Source organism: Quatrionicoccus australiensis, assembly GCF_020510525.1.
Classification (GTDB): domain Bacteria; phylum Pseudomonadota; class Gammaproteobacteria; order Burkholderiales; family Rhodocyclaceae; genus Azonexus; species Azonexus australiensis_B.
In genome coordinates, this window is sequence record NZ_CP075188.1 from 3,970,943 (window position 1) to 3,987,959 (window position 17,017).

General features: G+C 66.2%; 19 protein-coding genes. 1 reads left to right on the forward strand and 18 read right to left on the reverse strand.

All coding sequences use genetic code 11. The annotated features are described in order from the left end of the window. Positions 1–24: 24 nt before the first annotated feature. Genes KI612_RS18770 through KI612_RS18785 form a run of 4 tightly spaced genes read right to left on the reverse strand, consistent with a single transcriptional unit; the run spans position 25 to position 5,598 of the window. Positions 25–1,443: a nickel-dependent hydrogenase large subunit gene (locus KI612_RS18770; protein ID WP_226441576.1), complete on the reverse strand. Its 1,419-nt coding sequence runs from the start codon at positions 1,441–1,443 to the stop codon at positions 25–27. Beyond that, positions 1,440–2,441 (reverse strand): NADH-quinone oxidoreductase subunit B family protein, encoded by a 1,002-nt coding sequence (locus tag KI612_RS18775; RefSeq protein WP_226441577.1) that lies wholly within the window; start codon positions 2,439–2,441, stop codon positions 1,440–1,442. Before KI612_RS18775 ends, KI612_RS18770 begins: the two co-directional genes overlap by 4 nt. Next, a complete protein-coding gene (locus tag KI612_RS18780) occupies positions 2,438–3,925 on the reverse strand; it encodes a sigma-54-dependent transcriptional regulator (RefSeq protein WP_226441578.1) in 1,488 nt (495 codons plus the stop codon). Before KI612_RS18780 ends, KI612_RS18775 begins: the two co-directional genes overlap by 4 nt. Then, positions 3,922–5,598: a hydrogenase maturation protein gene (locus tag KI612_RS18785; RefSeq protein ID WP_226441579.1), complete on the reverse strand. Its 1,677-nt coding sequence runs from the start codon at positions 5,596–5,598 to the stop codon at positions 3,922–3,924. The genes KI612_RS18780 and KI612_RS18785 overlap by 4 nt, the downstream gene beginning before the upstream one ends. 174 nt (positions 5,599–5,772) lie before the next feature. Between KI612_RS18785 and KI612_RS18790 the strand changes: the two genes are divergently transcribed. Next, a complete protein-coding gene (locus KI612_RS18790; protein ID WP_226441580.1) occupies positions 5,773–5,982 on the forward strand; it encodes a hypothetical protein in 210 nt (69 codons plus the stop codon). 4 nt (positions 5,983–5,986) lie between these two features. On the opposite strand, the gene hypE is transcribed toward KI612_RS18790, so the two are convergent. From hypE to KI612_RS18860, 14 genes are all read right to left on the reverse strand, one after another. Continuing rightward, a complete protein-coding gene (gene hypE, locus KI612_RS18795; RefSeq protein ID WP_226441581.1) occupies positions 5,987–7,039 on the reverse strand; it encodes a hydrogenase expression/formation protein HypE in 1,053 nt (350 codons plus the stop codon). A 766-nt stretch (positions 7,040–7,805) separates the two neighbouring features. Beyond that, positions 7,806–8,936, reverse strand: a complete 1,131-nt coding sequence (hypD, locus tag KI612_RS18800) for a hydrogenase formation protein HypD (protein ID WP_226441582.1) — start codon at positions 8,934–8,936, stop codon at positions 7,806–7,808. Then, positions 8,936–9,175 (reverse strand): HypC/HybG/HupF family hydrogenase formation chaperone, encoded by a 240-nt coding sequence (locus KI612_RS18805; protein ID WP_226441583.1) that lies wholly within the window; start codon positions 9,173–9,175, stop codon positions 8,936–8,938. Before KI612_RS18805 ends, hypD begins: the two co-directional genes overlap by 1 nt. Further along, entirely contained in the window at positions 9,144–11,465 is a 2,322-nt protein-coding gene (hypF, locus tag KI612_RS18810) for a carbamoyltransferase HypF (RefSeq protein ID WP_226441584.1), read from the reverse strand. The genes KI612_RS18805 and hypF overlap by 32 nt, the downstream gene beginning before the upstream one ends. Continuing rightward, positions 11,462–11,668, reverse strand: a complete 207-nt coding sequence (locus KI612_RS18815) for a hypothetical protein (RefSeq protein ID WP_226441585.1) — start codon at positions 11,666–11,668, stop codon at positions 11,462–11,464. The genes hypF and KI612_RS18815 overlap by 4 nt, the downstream gene beginning before the upstream one ends. A 12-nt stretch (positions 11,669–11,680) precedes the next feature. Then, positions 11,681–12,775, reverse strand: coding sequence for a hydrogenase nickel incorporation protein HypB (hypB, locus tag KI612_RS18820; protein ID WP_226441586.1), 1,095 nt, complete (start codon positions 12,773–12,775; stop codon positions 11,681–11,683). Between the two features lie 12 nt (positions 12,776–12,787). Then, on the reverse strand, positions 12,788–13,129 hold the full coding sequence (gene hypA / locus KI612_RS18825) for a hydrogenase maturation nickel metallochaperone HypA (RefSeq protein WP_226441587.1): 342 nt from the start codon (positions 13,127–13,129) through the stop codon (positions 12,788–12,790). Beyond that, positions 13,122–14,033: a hypothetical protein gene (locus tag KI612_RS18830; protein WP_226441588.1), complete on the reverse strand. Its 912-nt coding sequence runs from the start codon at positions 14,031–14,033 to the stop codon at positions 13,122–13,124. The genes hypA and KI612_RS18830 overlap by 8 nt, the downstream gene beginning before the upstream one ends. Beyond that, entirely contained in the window at positions 14,030–14,500 is a 471-nt protein-coding gene (gene hybE / locus KI612_RS18835) for a [NiFe]-hydrogenase assembly chaperone HybE (RefSeq protein WP_226441589.1), read from the reverse strand. The genes KI612_RS18830 and hybE overlap by 4 nt, the downstream gene beginning before the upstream one ends. A 16-nt stretch (positions 14,501–14,516) precedes the next feature. After that, the gene (locus tag KI612_RS18840) at positions 14,517–14,714 is read right to left on the reverse strand and encodes a rubredoxin (RefSeq protein WP_226441590.1); all 198 of its coding nucleotides are present in this window, start codon (positions 14,712–14,714) and stop codon (positions 14,517–14,519) included. A 9-nt stretch (positions 14,715–14,723) separates the two neighbouring features. Continuing rightward, positions 14,724–15,587, reverse strand: a complete 864-nt coding sequence (locus KI612_RS18845; RefSeq protein ID WP_226441591.1) for a hydrogenase expression/formation protein — start codon at positions 15,585–15,587, stop codon at positions 14,724–14,726. Beyond that, positions 15,584–16,042, reverse strand: a complete 459-nt coding sequence (locus KI612_RS18850; protein WP_226441592.1) for a thioredoxin domain-containing protein — start codon at positions 16,040–16,042, stop codon at positions 15,584–15,586. Before KI612_RS18850 ends, KI612_RS18845 begins: the two co-directional genes overlap by 4 nt. Continuing rightward, entirely contained in the window at positions 16,039–16,341 is a 303-nt protein-coding gene (locus KI612_RS18855; protein WP_226441593.1) for a HypC/HybG/HupF family hydrogenase formation chaperone, read from the reverse strand. The genes KI612_RS18850 and KI612_RS18855 overlap by 4 nt, the downstream gene beginning before the upstream one ends. 1 nt (position 16,342) lies before the next feature. Continuing rightward, entirely contained in the window at positions 16,343–16,957 is a 615-nt protein-coding gene (locus KI612_RS18860) for a HyaD/HybD family hydrogenase maturation endopeptidase (protein WP_226441594.1), read from the reverse strand. Between the last annotated feature and the right edge of the window lie 60 nt (positions 16,958–17,017).

The following is a 17,017-nucleotide window of genomic DNA, read 5'->3' on the forward strand; positions in this document are numbered from 1 at the left end:
AACAAATACGCCTGCCGCAGAAAACTAATGCACGGTACAGACCATGCAAGGATCGAACGAACGCACGACATGCTGAATGGTCGGCGGCGCGCCGTCCCCCGCAGCGAGTCCGAGCAGGGCCTTTTCCAGCGGCCCTTCCTGATTGGTCGCGTCGCGCGGCGAAAAGTTCCAGGTAGTCGGCGCAATGATCTGGTAACGCTCGATGCGGCCGCGCCGTATGGTCAGCCAGTGCCCCAGGCTGCCGCGCGCCGCTTCGACCAGACCGACGCCGCTGCCCTCGTCCGGCATCACGCCCTGGGCGCAGAAGGATTCGCCCGGCTGCAGTGCCTGCACCCAGCCTTCCATGGCCGGAATCAGCAGCGCCAGTTCCTGCAGGCGGGCGACGACACGGGCCATGACGCTGCCGCCGTCACGCTGCACCAGATCGAGCAACAGCGGATTGCCGGCCACCACCTGGCGGGCCAGGGCACCGACTTCATGGGTCTGGCCGGCATAACGCGGTGCCTTGCACCAGGTGTAGGCATCCGCCTTGTCGGCGGCGACGATGGTTTCACCTGCGGCCGGATGCCGCGGCTGATCGGCGAGCAGCCAGGCGCGCTCGGTATCTTCGGTAATGCGCGCCGCTGCGAAAGCTTCGGTTTTTCCCTGCTGCCAGGTACCGGCCGGGAACAGGCCGTAGGCACCATGTGACAGAAAACGGTCGTCGGCACACCCGATACGCTCAAGGCCGAGATCGCCGGCGATTTTCAGGAAGGCCGGGAAATCGCCGGCCCGGCCATCCGCCCAGGCCAGCAAATCGGCCTTGCTGGCGAGTTGACCGATACGCTCCAGCGCATCGCCGAACAGCCGGCGTTCGAGGAAGCTGCGGAATTCGCGCAACAGCGCGAGCAGGCGGATGCGTTCGCCGGCAGTGATCGCCCGCGTACTGCCGCCCGGCTGGATGGCCAGGGTATGTGGCCAGCGCCCGGCGAGAAAGCCCATCAGGCGCAGGAAGCTGGCGCGCGCCGGCAAGACCTCGGCGGCGGCCGAACCCTTGATCGCCGTGAAGCGCTCGGCAGTCGCCGGATGCCATGGACGGTCGACATAGTCCGGACGGGCAAAATCCGGCATGAAGAACAGGTAGAAATGCGTCAGGTGATCGGCCATGTTCTCGGTCGCCTGAATCAGGTGACGGGCGAGCAGGCCGTTCGGCGTCGGTGTGACGCCCATTGCGTCGGCCAGCGCCGTCGCGGCGGCGGCCGATTGCGCCACCGAACAGATGCCGCAGATGCGCGGCACGATGGCCAGCGCGTCGAGCGGTGCACGCCCGACCAGGATCTGCTCGAAACCGCGGAACAGCGGCGAATTGACGTAGGCCGCCTGGATCCGGCCGGCCTCGAGTTCGAGACTGACCTCGAGATCGCCCTCGACACGGTTGAACGGTCCGACGACGATGCGGCTCATTTGCCACCGCCTTTTTTCTTGATCGCCGGCCGGAAGACGAGATGGTCGACGACCGCGTTGTCGCGCACCCGCTTCGGCGTCGCCGACTTGGACAGCGCCGCAAGCGCGACGAACCAGGCTTTCGGCATGTCGCTCGGCAGACCGATCGGAATGCCCGCCACCTTCGGCGTTTCCTGGAAGGCATGGCCGGGCGACTCGAAGCCGGGCTCGGTACAGGCGATGCAGGCGAAACCGCCACGCAGGCAGGAGCCGCTGCCGTTCCAGGCGCGCAGATTGCAGTCGGCATGCGCCTGGGTACCCTTGCAACCCAGGTTTTCCATCAGGCAGCCAAGGTCGGACTGCTTCTCGGCACTCGCCTTGAATTCGTAATATTCGTTGCGCGGACAGCCGTGATGCACCAATTCGCCGGCGTAGAACAGCGGCCGCCCGAGTTCGTCCAGGTCACTGTCGGCCATGCCTTCCAGCGCCAGCTTTTGCAGCGACTCGACGATCCAGCCCGGATGCGTCGGGCAACCGGCGATATTGACCACCGGCAGACCGCCGGCCGAGCGGAAGCCGGCGCCGAGCAGGCCGCCCGGCGTCTGTTCGTCGTACTGCAGACCGCAGGCTTCGAGCGGATTGCCCGGCGTGTTGGCCGAGAAGCCGCCGTAAGCCGTACAGGAACCGATCGCGAACACCCATTTGGCCTGCCCGGCCAGACGCGTCACCCATTCGGTGAGCGGCCGGCCGTTGCCGGCCATCAGGTGGAAGCGGCCGCTGCCGTTCGGGCCGCGCAACATGGCACCTTCGACACACAGCACATCGAAGGCCAGCTCGCCGCTGGCGCAGGCTTCGAGGACGGCCAAGGCTTCGCCGCCGCTGGCCTGCGACAAGGCCGGATGCCAGACAAACTCGATACCGGCATCGCGCAGTTCATCGAACAGGGAACGCGGCTCGGAGCAGAGCAGCGACTGCGTGCAGCCGCCGCAACCACCACTTTGCAGCCAGAGGACTTTCATGCGTCCGGCTCCAGCCCGTAGCGCGTCAGCTTGGCACGCAGACCGACGCGCGACAGGCCGAGTTCGCGCGCGGCGCGCGACTTGTTGCCACGATGCCGGCGCATCGCCTCGCCGAGCACCTCCATTTCCAGTTGCTCCATGCGTTCCTTGAGGCCGCCGCTCAGGTTGGCGCCGGACAGCACCGGGCCGCCCGGCAGGTGCGCCGCGGGTTGGCGATCCGCAATCTGGCGCACACGCGGCGAAAGCAACTCGATACCCAGCAGGGGCGCATCGGCCAGCGCCAGCATGCGCAGGATTTCGTTCTGCAATTCGCGGACATTGCCCGGCCAGTGCCAGGCTGCCATGCAGGCCAGCGCTTCCGGCGTGAAGCCGTCGGCCGGCTTGTCCATGACCCGGCAGGCGTTGTCGAGCAGGCGCCGGGCGAGCAGCGGCAAGTCGTCGGGCCTTTCGCGCAGGGCCGGCACATGCAGCGAAATGGTCGCCAGGCGATAGTAGAGATCCTCGCGAAAACGGCCGGTGCGGACGTCTTCTTCCAGATCGCGATTGGTCGCCGCGATGACGCGCACGTCGGCGCTCACCACCCGGTTGCTGCCGAGCGGGCGGAATTCGCCCTCCTGCAGCACGCGCAGCAATTTGACCTGGAAAGCCGGGCTGGTTTCGCCGATTTCGTCGAGGAACAAGGTGCCGCCATCGGCCTGCTGAAACAGGCCGACCCGGTCTTCCACCGCACCGGTAAAGGCGCCGCGCTTGTAGCCGAAGAGTTCCGATTCGAGCAGCGTGTCGGGCAGCGCACCGCAGTTCTCGGTGACGAAGGGCCGATGCGAGCGGCGGCTCTCGTAGTGGATGGCGCGGGCGATCATTTCCTTGCCGCTGCCCGACTCGCCGGTCACCATCACCGACAGGTCGTAGGGCGCAATGCGCTCGACCATGCCGCACAGCGCGTTGAGCGGGCTGCCCGGCGCGCGGATCAGCGCGCCCAGGCCGAAACTGCTCTTGGCCTTTTCCTGCTTGCTGTCGACGCGCTTCCTGAGCACCGGCTCGGCGGTACGCAAATCGAGCGACAGGCGCTGGTTTTCCTGCTGCAGGCGCCAGACTTCGGCGGCGCGCTGCAGGGTCAGCAGCAACTGCTCCGGCTGCCAGGGTTTCAACAGGTATTGCCAGATGCCGGCTTCGTTGACGCCGGTAATGATGTCCTCGGCGTCGGTGTAGCCGGACAGGATGATGCGCACGACGTCCGGCCAGCGGTGCCGCACTTCCTTGAGAAAAACCACCCCGGTCGTGCCCGGCATGCGCTGGTCGCAAAGCACGATGCGGATCGCTGCGCTCGGCATCTCGCGCTCAAGCACAGCCAGCGCCTCGCTCGCGCCGGAGGCGCAGAAGACTTCGAAATCCTCCTCCAGCGTGCGGCGCAGCGCTTCCTGCGAACGCACTTCGTCGTCGACGACAAGGACGGCGGGCAGTTTGCGCAGGCTGGTCGGAATCATGTCGGCGTTTTCCAGTCGAGGTCGCGGTGGCGGGCGAGATGGCGCGGCGTCCACGAATTGGCCGTGCGCGAGACGAAATGATAGCGCGCGACGTGATACGACGGATCGAAGCCGTAGAAGTTGCGGCGCATTTCCCGCAGTTCTTCTTCCCGCCAGACAGCGAGCGGCTTGGCTGCTTCGTCGGCGCGGCGCTTTTCGCCCTTGGCGGCGAGTCGACCGCTGAAATCCGGCGCTGCGGCGAGTTCGGCGGCGCGCCGCGCGACATCGACGGCAAAGCCGGGACCGGGCAGGCAGGCATCGTAAAAGCCCAGCTTGACCGCTTCCGGCGCCGTCATCGGCAGGCGGTGGCGCATGATCGCCTGCGCCCCGTCGACGCCGACGCGCGGCGGCAGCAGGTAGGACCAGAACTCAGAACCGAACAGGTTGCCCATGTTCTTGTAATGCGGGTTGAGCATGACGCCGGCGCGCACCCAGACGAAATCGGCAGCACGCGCCAGGAAGCAGCCGCCGGCGCCGGCATTGCCGCCCAGCGCGGCTACGGTCAACTGCGTTTCACAGCACAAAATGGCCTCGGCCAGATCGTTGATGGCGTTGATATTGGCCCAGGATTCGTCGGCCGGGCTCTCCGCCGCCTCGATCGTGTTGAGATGGATGCCGTTCGACCAGAAATCGCTGCCGCCGCGCAGCACGATGACGCGCGTCGGCTGCGTCGTCGCCCAGCGGAAGGCTTCGGTCAGGCGCCGGCATTGCTCGGTGCTCATCGCGCCGTTGTAGAACTCGAAGGAGAGGAAGCCGACACCGCCGGCTTCTTCGTAGGCGATGTCCTGCCAGGTCGGCGTCGCCGACTTGTGCCAGCCGGCGAGCGGCAGTTCGGGCAGGGTCAGGGCTTCCGGGAAGGCCAGCGTCGCCGGCAGCTTGATGCCGCCGGCACGCCTGGCGTGGCCGAGCCAGATGGCTCCATCCGCCGTACCGCGCAGGATGGCCGTCTCGCGCCGGCCGAGCAGTTCGCCGGGCGCCCCCTTCAGGCTCGCTTCCGGCCAGGCATCGAAGAGATGACAGGGCTGGCCGAACAACTCATCGGCCACGCCGGGAAAGCCGTCGGCGGCATTGAGGCGGGCGAGGATTTCGGCAGTCGTCTGTTGCTGCCAGTCGATCTGCCGATCGACCTGGCGTATCAAGGCGTGTGCCTGACCGGGCACGCGGGCCGGCGTGAAATTGCCGGCCTGGACACGGTCGACCGCCTGGAGCACGGCATTTACCGCCGCCTCGGTGGTTTCGTTGCGATAGATCGAGGCCTTGCGCGCCGCGCGCAGCGGGAAGTTCGCCGCGGCCCAGACCGGACCGGCATCCATTTCGGCCTCGGCCTGCAGCACCGTGACGCCCCATTCCGGCACACCCTGCTGGATCGCCCAATCGAGTGCCGATGGGCCGCGGTCACCAACGCTGCCGGGATGCACGACCAGACAAAGATGACGCGACCAGATCGACTCGGGAATCGCCCGCTTGAGGAAGGGCGCGACGATCAAATCTGGCTGGAACAGCGTGACCGCTTCTTCGCTGACGCTGTCGGCAATGTCGAATTCGATGCTGATCTGGTGACCGCGCCCGGTCAATTCGCAAAAAAGGCGTTGCGCCAGACTGTTAAAAGAGTGTGTCAGAAAGAGAATTCGCATGCTTTTTGATTTTTTTGCCTGCCATGACATCGAAGTGAAGCCAGAAAGGGCCTGCCCTGTCGGGGCGAAAACCGCTCACTAGACCATTGGTTATATTACCTTCGCGATATTTTTCAAATGCTTAGCTGTGATTACCATCGGTTCAAGACCAGTCGTCAACCGGGGGAAACCACTATGCAAGGACAACGCAAACGCGCCGAGGCACCCAAAGCCGCTCTCTATCGCGCACCACGACCGGAATACACCGCCGCCGTCCGTTACCTCGACGGCAAGCGCGACATTTTCCGCATCCGCAACGCCGATGACATCGCCGATGCCCGCGCCATGGTCATAAGCGAACTCGGCGACGTGCAGTCGATCATGATCGCGCTGCGCCACCACTAGAATCTCAACAAATCCGCGGCAACTGTTCGCCGCTCAGCCAGTCCACGATGCGTTTGCCACCGAAACCGGTCACCATCTGGACAAAGTGATTCGAATCCGCATGCACCGAACCGACAATTGCCGCATTGGCCCCGAGCGGGTGCGCGCGCATGGCTGACAACAATTTTTCCGCATCGCCGGCCGCGCAGATCGCCACCAGCTTGCCTTCATTGGCGACATAAAGCGGATCCAGCCCGAGAAACTCGCAGGCCGCATTGACCGCCGGCTGCACCGGCAACGCCTTTTCCTGCAGCAACATGCCAACCCCGGACTGCTGTGCGATTTCGTTCAGCGTCGTGGCCAGACCGCCGCGCGTCGGATCGCGCAGCACATGGATATCCGCCCCGCTCGCCCGCATCGCCGCGATCAGCCCATGCAGCGCCGCGGTGTCGGACACGATGGGCGACTCGAAACCCAGGCTCTCGCGCTCGGCCATGATCGCCATGCCGTGATCTCCAAGCGTGCCGGAAACCAGGATCGCATCACCGACCTGCGCGCCGCGCCCCGACAGTTCCCTGCCCGGCGCGACGACACCGACCCCGGTCGTCGTGATGAACACGCCGTCACCCTTGCCGCGCTCGACCACCTTGGTGTCGCCGGTCACCACCGGCACGCCGGCCTCCTTGCTCGCCGCCGCCATGCTCTGCACGATGCGCGCCAGATCGGCGAGCTTGAAGCCCTCTTCGAGGATGAAGCTCGCCGCCAGGTAAAGCGGCGTCGCGCCCAGCATCGCCACATCGTTGATCGTGCCATGCACCGACAGGCAGCCGATATCGCCACCGGGAAAGAACAGCGGCGAGACGACATGCGCATCGGTCGCCATGACCAGCCGGCCTTCGCCGGTGGCCGGCAGCAGCGCACCGTCATCGCCCTGGGCGAGATAGTCGTTGCCGAGATGTTTGGCGAACAGCTCCTCGATCAGTTGCGCCATCGCCCGGCCACCGGCGCCATGCGCCATGTCGACCTGGCCGTGTTTGATGTCGAGGGGACGGATGTAGGTTTTGCGGGATTGGGTCATGGGGTGGTGCCTGTTTTGGTCTCGGCCATGGGTTCCGCCTTGCGTTGTGTCTCGCTTGCGGAAGATGTCGGGCTGATTTTACGGTGGGGTTCCGCCTTGCGAGGTGTCTTGCTTACGGGAGATGTTGTGCTTGTTTTGCGTTGGGGTTCCGCCTTGCGGGCGGGCGTACTTTCTTCTTGCTTCGCCAAGAAGAAAGTAGCCAAAGAAGAAGGCGACCCCCGGGTCGGCGCCGGGCGTTGCCCGGTCCCTTGCGCTACTCGGCAGGCCGGGCGGCTTGCTAAACTCGCCTGCGGCTCAGACAGACGCAAGCCGAACCCCCCGGCCAGCCTGCGTTGCTCAGCGCCTCCCAGGGGGACCCGAAAGGCGTCGCCGCCGAACCGGTGGAGATGGTTTTGGGTTGTTTTCAGCGGTCGACCGTTAAAAACAAGGCATTTCCTTTTTTCTTTCTGGGCAGAGCCGTTGCCCCGAGACGCCTTGCGGGGTCCCCCTGGGAGGCGCTGAGCAACGCAGAAAGCGGCGGAAAGAGGGCGAGGACTGTCTGAGGCCCGCAGGGCCGAGTTCCGCAGCCCCCGCCGGTTTCGAGTAGCGCAAGGGACCCGCGCAGCGGGCGCCGACCCGGGGGTCGCCTTTTCTTTGGCTACTTTCTTTTGGCGAAGCAAAAGAAAGTACGCCCGCGCCGCCAGCGCGGAACCCAACCGTTCAGCAAGCGCGCCGAACAACAACGCTCGCGCAGAACCCGGCGGTTCGACACGCAAAGCCAAGGCATTCATTGCGCCAAATCCTTGTACCGCCCATACGTGTAATGCGCCGCACACCCCCCCTCCGACGACACCATGCAGGAGCCAATCGGATTCTCCGGCGTGCACACCGTCCCGAACAGCTTGCAGTCCTGCGGTTTCTTGACGCCGCGCAGGATCGCCCCGCATTCGCAGGCCTTGTGGTCCGGCACCGGCCGGTAATCGAGCGGGAAGCGCTTTTCGGCGTCAAATTCGGCGAACTGGCTGCGTATGCGCAGCGCCGAGTAGGGCAAAACATTCAAACCGCGCCATTCGAAGTTCTTGCGCATTTCGAACACTTCGGCGACCAGTTGCTGCGCTTTCAGGTTGCCGTTGCGGTCGACGGCGCGCGAGAACTCGTTTTCGACCTCGGCACGGCCTTCGTTGACCTGGCGGATCAGCATGCGGATCGCCTGCATCACGTCGAGCGGTTCGAAACCGGCGATGACCACCGGTTTGCGGTATTCCTCGGCGAAGAATTCGTAGGGCCGGCTGCCGATGATCGTCGACACGTGCGCCGGGCCGATGAAGCCGTCGAGCGGCACGGTGCCCCACTGGCGCACTTCCGGCGATTCGAGGATGCTCGAAATCGCCGACGGCGTCAGCACGTGGCAACACAGCACCGAGAAATTCTTCAGGCCGAGCGCCGCGGCCTGTTTGATCGCCACCGCGGTCGGCGGCGTCGTCGTCTCGAAACCGATGGCGAAGAAGACGACCTGCTTGTCCGGGTTCTTCTGCGCCAGCGTCACCGCGTCGGCGCTCGAATAGACCATGCGGATGTCGCCGCCCTGCGCCTTGGCCTTGAGCAGCGACAGGCCGTCGGAAGCCGGTACGCGCAGGCAGTCGCCGTAGGTACATAGCGTCACGCCTTCATCGAGGGCGAGGCGGATCGCCTGGTCGACGCGGCCGATCGGCAGCACGCAGACCGGGCAGCCCGGACCGTGGATCATGCGCACGTTGTCGGGCAGCAGGTCGCTGACGCCGTAACGCGAGATGGCATGCGTATGGCCGCCGCAGAATTCCATGAAATGGTAGCTGCGCGCCGGATTCACCTCGCGCCGGATCGCTTCGGCGAGACCGGCGGCAACGTCGCCGTCGCGGAATTCGTCGATGTATTTCATCAGTGGACCGTCGCGTCGTCGCCCAGCTGGCCGAGTTCGGCAAACAGCGCCAGGGTGCGCGCCGCCTCTTCCGGATCGAGCTTGTTCAGCGCGTAGCCGACATGGACGATGACGTAATCGCCGACCGCCACGTTGTCGACCAGCGACAGCGAGATTTCCTTGCGCACGCCGGCCAGATCGACCACGGCATTGTCGTTGTCGCGCAGTTCAACGATCTGCGCGGGAATTGCCAGACACATTCTTCATCTCCTTGAACAACTTGCGCCCCAGCCAGGCCTGGCCGAGCGCCAGACCGCCGTCGTTGGGCGGAGCCTGGCGCGCTTCGAGCAGCGTCAGGCCGGCTTCTTCGAGATGCCGGCGCAAGGCCGTCATCAGCACTGCATTCATTGCACAACCGCCGGCAACGGCGATTTTTGCCCCGTTTTGCGCGTCGACCGCCTGGCCGGCCCAAGCCGCCAGTCCGGCCGCAACCGTGGCGTGGAACAGCGCAGCGCCCTGCGCCGCATCATGGCAGATCAGCAATTCGGGAATCAAGGGCGAAAAATCGAGGATGCCTGCGCGCAGCACATAGCCGCCGGGCAGGGCATCGACCGGGCCGTAGCCCTGCGCCAGCGCCTCCAGCTCCATCGCCGCCTGGCCCTCGTACTGCGCCATTTCGCGCACGCCGAGCAGGCCGGCCGCGGCGTCGAACCAGCGACCGAGGCTGGAACTGGGCGGGCAACGCAGATTGCGTTCGAGCATCTGGAGCAGCGGCGCGCCCTCGCGCTCCGGGTAGCGCTGCTTGAGCCAGCCGCCGACGCGGTAGCCGAGGCCGGCGCCATGCAGCGCGGCGAGCGCCATGCGCCAGGGTTCGCGCGCGGCGCGGTCGCCGCCGGGCAGTTTCAGTTCGTGCAGATGGCCGAGCCGTGCGCAGCCGGCGCCATCCAGGCGCAGCAATTCGCCGCCCCAGGCGCCGCCGTCCGGACCGAGGCCGACGCCGTCGAGCGCCAGCCCGACGATAGGCTCGTTGACGCCATGTTCGGCGCAGATCGCCGCCAGATGCGCCTGATGATGCGGCACGGCATGCGCCGGCACGGCGAATTCCTCGGCCAGGCGCAGCGCCAGTTGCGTCGATGGATAGTCCGGGTGCAGGTCGTGCACGATCAGGTCGGGGCGCACGTCGAGGATGGCGAGCAGATGCGCCACGCTTTCTTCGAGAAAGCCGATGGCGGCGGCGTTGTCGAGACTGCCGATGTGCTGCGACAGGAAGGCTTGCCTGCCCTTCAAGACACAGACCGTGTTCTTCAGATAGCCGCCAAGCGCCAGCACGCTCGGCCCGCCGTCGGCCAGCGCGATCGGCAGCGGCACGTAGCCGCGCGCCCGGCGGATGAAGGACGGGCCTTGCGGCGTGGCGCGCACGACCGAATCGTCGCAGCGCACGACGATGGCGCGGTCGTGCAGCAAATAGGCGTCGGCGATGCCGGCCAGGCGCGCCTGCGCTTCGGCATTGTCGATGACCAGCGGCTCGCCGTGCGGATTGGCGCTGGTCATCACCAGCAGCAAGTCGTTCGCTTCGGCCAGCCAGGCGGTGCCGGCCGGACGCCCGGCCGCTTCGTGCCAGAGCAGCAGATGCAGCGGTGTCGTCGGCAGCATGACGCCGAGCGCTGCCAGACCGGGCGCGACGCCGGGCAGCTCGGCTGCGGTTTTCGGGCAGAGCACGATGGGCGCCGCCGGACTGTGCAGCAAGTCGCGTTCGGCCGCGCCGATCGCGGCGAACTCGCCGAGCGACTCGGCATTCAGGCCCATCAAGGCAAACGGCTTGGCTTCGCGCTGCTTGCGCTGACGCAGCTCGGCCACCGCCGCCGCATTGCGCGCATCGCAGGCGAGATGGAAACCGCCCAGGCCCTTGAGCGCGACGATCTGGCCGGCACGCAGGCGGGCCAGCGTTGCGGCAAAAGGATCGCCGGCGACCGGAGAACCATCCGCCGCGCGCAATTCCAGTTGCGGCCCGCAATCCGGGCAGCAGGTGGTTTCGGCATGAAAACGGCGGTCGACCGCTAGCTCGTATTCGGTCTGGCAGGCAGTACACAGCGGGAAGCCGGCCAGGCTGGTCTGCGCCCGGTCGTAGGGAATGCTGCGGCTGACCGTGTAGCGCGGCCCGCAATGCGTGCAGGTGGTGAAGGGGTAGCGCCAGCGGCGGTTGGCCGGGTCGCAGAGATCGGCGATGCAGTCGGGACAGAGCGCCGCGTCGGGGCCGATCGCAGTGCTCACCGTGCCGGCGACGCTGGCGCGGATGACGAAATCCACCTCCTCGACGGCGACCGCTTCCTCGGTGATGGCATCGATGCGCGCCAGGCGCGGCGCTTCGAGCGGCAAACGGGCGATGAATTCGGCCGTTTTTTCCCCGTCGACCGCCAGGCTGACGCCGGCACCGTCATTGCGCACCCAGCCGCGCAGGCCGAGTTCGTTGGCGAGGCGCCAGACGTAGGGACGAAAGCCGACGCCCTGGACGAGACCGCGGATGCGCAGCAGACGACCGGAGGCGCTCATGCCACCCGATCGGGTCGTTGCCGACAACGACGGATCAGGCGACTGCAGGCCCAGGCAAGCACGCCCGGGACAACGATGAAGCCGACAAATCCGGCGACCCCGCCGGCAAAACCATGGGCGCCAGCCACCGTCAGACCGAGATTCAAAACAATCAGCGCGCCGCCAGCCACGAGATCAAGCGGATCGCGCTCATTGCTTGCCATGTCCGGGTCGTCCTACTTGGCCGCCAGCTGGCGCTCAAGTTCTGCCACCCGCCGCTTCAGCGCATCGACGCTTTCGGAACGCCCGGCCACCTGCGCGGCCAGCCCGGCTTCGACCCAGGACAGCCAGGCACTCATGCCCTCGCCGCTGGTTGCCGAGACGCGGAAGATGGTGAGGTCCGGATTGACCCGGCGCGCGTTGGCTTCGGCCAGATCGGCGTCGAATTCGAGGTAGGGCAGCAGGTCGCACTTGTTGAGCAGCATGACGTCGGCGGCGCGGAACATGTCCGGGTACTTGAGCGGCTTGTCCTCGCCCTCGGTCACCGACAGGATGGCGACCTTGTGGTGCTCGCCGAGATCGAAGGCGGCCGGGCAGACGAGGTTGCCGACGTTCTCGATCAGGAACAGCGAGTCGTCGGCCGGCTGCATGCGTTGCAGCGCGTGGCCGACCATGTGGCCGTCGAGATGGCAGCCCTTGCCGGTATTGATCTGCAGCGCGGCGACGCCGGTGGCGCGGATGCGTTCGGCGTCGTTGGAGGTTTGCTGGTCGCCCTCGACAACGCTGATCGTCATCTTGTCCTTGAGCAGTTCGATGCTCTTGCAGAGCAGCGTCGTCTTGCCCGAGCCGGGGCTGGAGACGAGATTCAGCGCAAAGACGCCATGTTCGTCGAACCAGCTGCGATTGGCGGCGGCGTAGCCGTTGTTCTTGCTGAGAATGTCCTGCTCGATCTGCACCATGCGGCTCTGGCTGAGACCGGGCACATGGGCGCGAGCCGGGCCGGCGCCAAAATCGAGATCGCCACCGACCGCGTGTTCGTGATGGTGATGTTCATGCGTGTGGCCGTGTTCGTGGCTGTGCTCGCCCCCATGTTCGTGCTTGTGCTCGCCGTCGTGGATGTGGGCATGGCTGTGCGCACTGCCGTCGGCGTGTTGATGCGTATGCGAATGGACGCCGAGCGGCGCCTCGGCATGGGCGTGTTCGTGCGCATGCTCGTCGGCATGGTCATGGCTGTGCGTATGCACCGTGCCGTCGGCATGCACATGCGTGTGTTCGTGCCCGTCACCCTCGATGCGCGTTTCACCCGCGCCGCAACCGCAAACTGTACACATTCCCGTCTCCTGTTATTCGATCCCGATTTCCTTGACCCGCATTTCCGTGCCGCTGGTCGGCTGCACCTGGTAACTGCCGCATTGCGGGCAGGCCCCGTAGATTTCCGTCATCGGCACCGTCGCCGCGCACGGCATGCACCAGCCGGCGCCTTGCGAGGCCACGATCTCCAGCGCCGCACCCTGCGCGATACTGCCGTGCGTCACCGCCTCGAAACAGAAGCGGATGGCATCCGGCTCGACCGACGACAGCGTGCCGATTTCCAGAACGACCAGTTTGACACGCCGGGCGTTTTCGCGCCGGGCAGTTTCTTCAACCAGTTGCAGCACGCCTTCGGCGAGCGACATTTCATGCATTGTTCAGCTCCAGCACATAGGGCAGACAGGGATCGAGCGCCAGCACCGCCTGCTCCAGCGCATGCCGGGCGGCCGCGCCATCGGCGAAGTGCTGGCCGGCGAGCAGGATCTGCAAGCCGTCGGCGGCGGCAAAATGGCAATCGGTCGGCGCCCAGACGCGGTAATTCTTCACTTTATCCTCTTCGACATGCACGGCGTGGGTCAGCACGCCACGCGCACACATCGTCTGGCCGACGCCCCAGCCCTCACCACCGGCGGCGGCCACCGGATACGGCCGGTTTTCGGCGAGCGCGACGGCGGCCAGTTCAACTTCGGCGAGACGCCGGGCATAGGCGGCGGCGATCGAAGCCGGCCGCTGCGGCTGTGGCGCCTCGGCAGCACAGCCCAGCCAGTAGGCCAGCCAGCGCTCGGGCGCCAGGGCGGGAAATTCGGAAACTGCCGATGGCGTACGGTCGACCAGCAAAAAACGGCATTTTTCCGCCATCTCGCGCAGCGTGCCGGCAATCAAGCCTTGCGTCGCGGCAACGCGATCCGCCCCCTGCCGCTCGCTGCGCCAGGCGATGAAAGCGGCGTTGGCCGGTTCGATGCCGAGCGCGCTCGGCCAGTCGAGCAGCAGGCGCCAGAAATTCTCGTGCAGGAATTCAATCCACAACTCGCCATCATCGACCGGCCGCCGTGCCGCACCAACAGCCGCGGCGAGCGCCGCCTGCGCCGCCGCACGCTGGGCATGCGCGCACAGGGTGTAGAGATAGGGCACCGTCTTGACCACGGTTTCCGGATGCTGACCGATGAACAGGCGCGCCACCGGCGGCCGGCGCAACTCGACACCGAGTCCGCCGAGTTCGCTGGCGGTGTAGCTGGCACGCACCGTCAGCAGACCGGCCGAAGTCAGCGGCGCGCTCATGGTCGCAGCCCAAGGAAGGCACGCCGGCCGGCCGGTCGGGCCGGTGCCTCGGCGGGCACCGTCAGCGGCTCGGCAAACAGGGCCTCGGCGGCGGCCAGCGCGGTCAGGCGCGCCACATCATGGCTGGCGAAATCGAAAGCCGGGGAGAACAGCGAACAGAGGTGATAGATGCCCAGGCTGGCTTCGTCGGCCACGGTAAATTCGTAATTGCCGGACGGAAACTGCCAGTCGTATTTGCTGCAGGCCGCGAGCGCCGGCCAGTCCTCGCTGCCGGGCAGGCAGAGCAGGTTGATCGCCCACGGCGTGATCATCGCGCCGGCCCAGTGGCCATCGGTGCGGCGCCGGAAACCGAGCGCCTCGACCTGCAGCGCCGGATTGCACAGCGGCACGTCGGCCATGCGGGTGCGCGCGATTTCGGCAAAAACCGCAACCAGATCGGTCGACGGGTCGTCCAGCCAGATTTTCATGCTGCCGACAGCCCCTTCATTCGGTGACCATGAACTTGTGTTTGGGCGCATCGCAGCCCGGACAGCACCAGTCCTCGGGCAGCTCGGCAAACGGCGTGCCGGGCGGAATCCGGCGGGTCTCGTCACCCGTCTCCGGATCATAGACCCACCAGCAAATGCCGCACTCGAGCCGGTCTTGCGGCTGGACGGCGAGAAAGCTTCCTTCGAAACGCATCCCGCCAGACTAGACCGGCTCGAGCATCATGTCGAGATATTCGCGCAGGCGTTCGAGCGAGTCGGCGAAATCCTCGTCGGCGGCGAGCGCCACTTCCGGCATGCCGACCACCTCGATCGAGTTGAGGATCAGCGTGTCCATCGAGTTGAAGTACTGCACCCACCAGACGTTTTTCAGGCGCGTGCTGGTGATCCGGCAATTGCCGTAGCCGCGCGACAGGATGGACACCTCGCGGTGGCCGAGCCAGCCGTACAGCGTGTCTAGATCGGCATCGCTGACCGGCAGCAGGGTCAGGTTGATGACGTGCGCCGCAGCACCCGGCTGCCAGGCCGCCGCCTGCAGGCGGAGTTCCTCGACCAGGGCCTGGGCGTTCATGCAGCCGGCCGGGTAAGCGGGGGCCGGCAGTTCGGCCTGTGCCGTCTGCTGCATGGCATCGACCAGGGCGGCCGGGATGGCGCCGGTTTCCAGGCGGTCGACGCTGAAAATACCGTCATTTTCAACTTTCAGTACCCGCCACAGGCCGGCGAAAGCGGTTTCCTGGACGCGCCAGTGTTGCGGCGCCGTGGTGAAGGCGCTGACTTCGCCGAAACCGAGCGACTGGTTGATGACGTCGCGCAGGCCGGCATCGAGGCCGAGCAGGTCGAGCGTGGCGCCGCCGGTGAAGCCGACTTTTGCCGCCGCATCGAGCAGATCGCCGAGCAGGCGGGCGGCGCGGTCGACCGTCTCGGGCGCGGCATTTTCCGGCAGACGCGGTGCCGAGAAGGTTTCCATGCCCTGCGGCATGGGCAGGTATTCCGGCGCTTCGTCGCCCTGCGAGCCGGGGCCCATGGCGACGACAGAAATCGGGAAGGGACGCATTTGCGAGGGATTCATGCGCAGGCTCCTTGAGCGTTTTCGCTGCGGACGGCGATGCCGATCGGCTTGGGTCGGGCCGGGCCATTCAGCAAGCCGGCCACTTCGTTCTGGTACTCGGCCCAGTCGCGGATGCCGTTCAGCGAGCCGACATACTGACCGTCACGCAGGAAAACGACGGCCGGCGCACGCGCGATGCCGTACTGCTGCATCAGGGCCGGCGCGAAGTCGGCACCGGCCACCTGACGCGAAACCTGATCGCCCAACCCTTTCAGCGACTCGGGCAGGATGACGCAGGCGTCGAGCACTTCCAGATTGCGTTGCGGATCGTCGGTGAGGAGCAGGGCGGTCAGACCGGTGGCAAATTCGGGGTCCGGACGGTCGACGCGCTGAAAACCGTGTTTTTGCACCATGCGACCGAGCGCGCTTTCGAGACGTTCGAGGGAGGTCTGGCCGGCGGCGAGTTGGAGGCTCATGATTGTTGTGTCCTCAGATGTTCGGGGAGTTGGGGTTCGCGATCGAGATCGGCGAAGAAGGCGGAAAGATCGGTTTCACCGGCGTCGACCGCAACCAGCGCGTCGAGCGCGGCGTTGATCGCGGCGGCGCGTTCGGCCGGGATGATTTCCCGCGCCGCATCGAGAAAACAGAGCAGCCAGGTGCCCGGCGGCTGCGCCCCGACCAGGCTCAAGTCAATGCGCAGCTCGCCGGAACGCCCGGCACAACGGGCGAAATGTTCGCCCGATTCGATGACCTGGACAGGAATGCCGAGGCACATCTCAGGCTTCTTCCATGTTCAGGAAACGCGCGTCGCCCAGCCGGTAGGCCTGGCTGGCCGACGGCCGTTCGCCTTCGTAGATGTCGATGGCCAGGGCCGGATCGGTCAGGCCGTCGACTGCGCCCTGGCGCACACGGGCCGGCGCCCCCCAGCGTTCCAGCCACTTGAAGGCAACCGCAAGCGCCGCCGGCATCTGCGCCTTGACGATGTCGCGCAGGCTGCCGCCGTAGTCTTCCAGTTCTTCCGGCTGGACGCCGATCAGAACCAGCTCGGCCGGCAATTTTTCGGTCAGTTCGGCCGCCATCAGCACTTCCTGGAAACCGGTCTGGTGCAGGCTCATTTTCTTGGCGCCCATGAAACGCGGCACCTGGTCACCCACCACTTCGCGCAGCGTACCCGGCGCATCGCCGTAATCGACCGCGTCGAAAACCAGCAGGCAGTCCGCCTCCTGCACGTAAGGCAACAGGTAAAGCCCCTGCGTGCCGCCGTCCATCAGCTCGACCTGCGGCGGGAATTCCCAGCCGGCGTTGAGCGCCTCGACACAGCGCACGCCAAACCCCTCGTCGGCCCACAGCAGGTTACCGATACCGAGCACAAGAATGCGTTTGGAATTCATTGCCATCCCCAGAAAGAAACGCCCCGGCTACATTGGCAGACCGGGGCTTGTGCAGGCTGA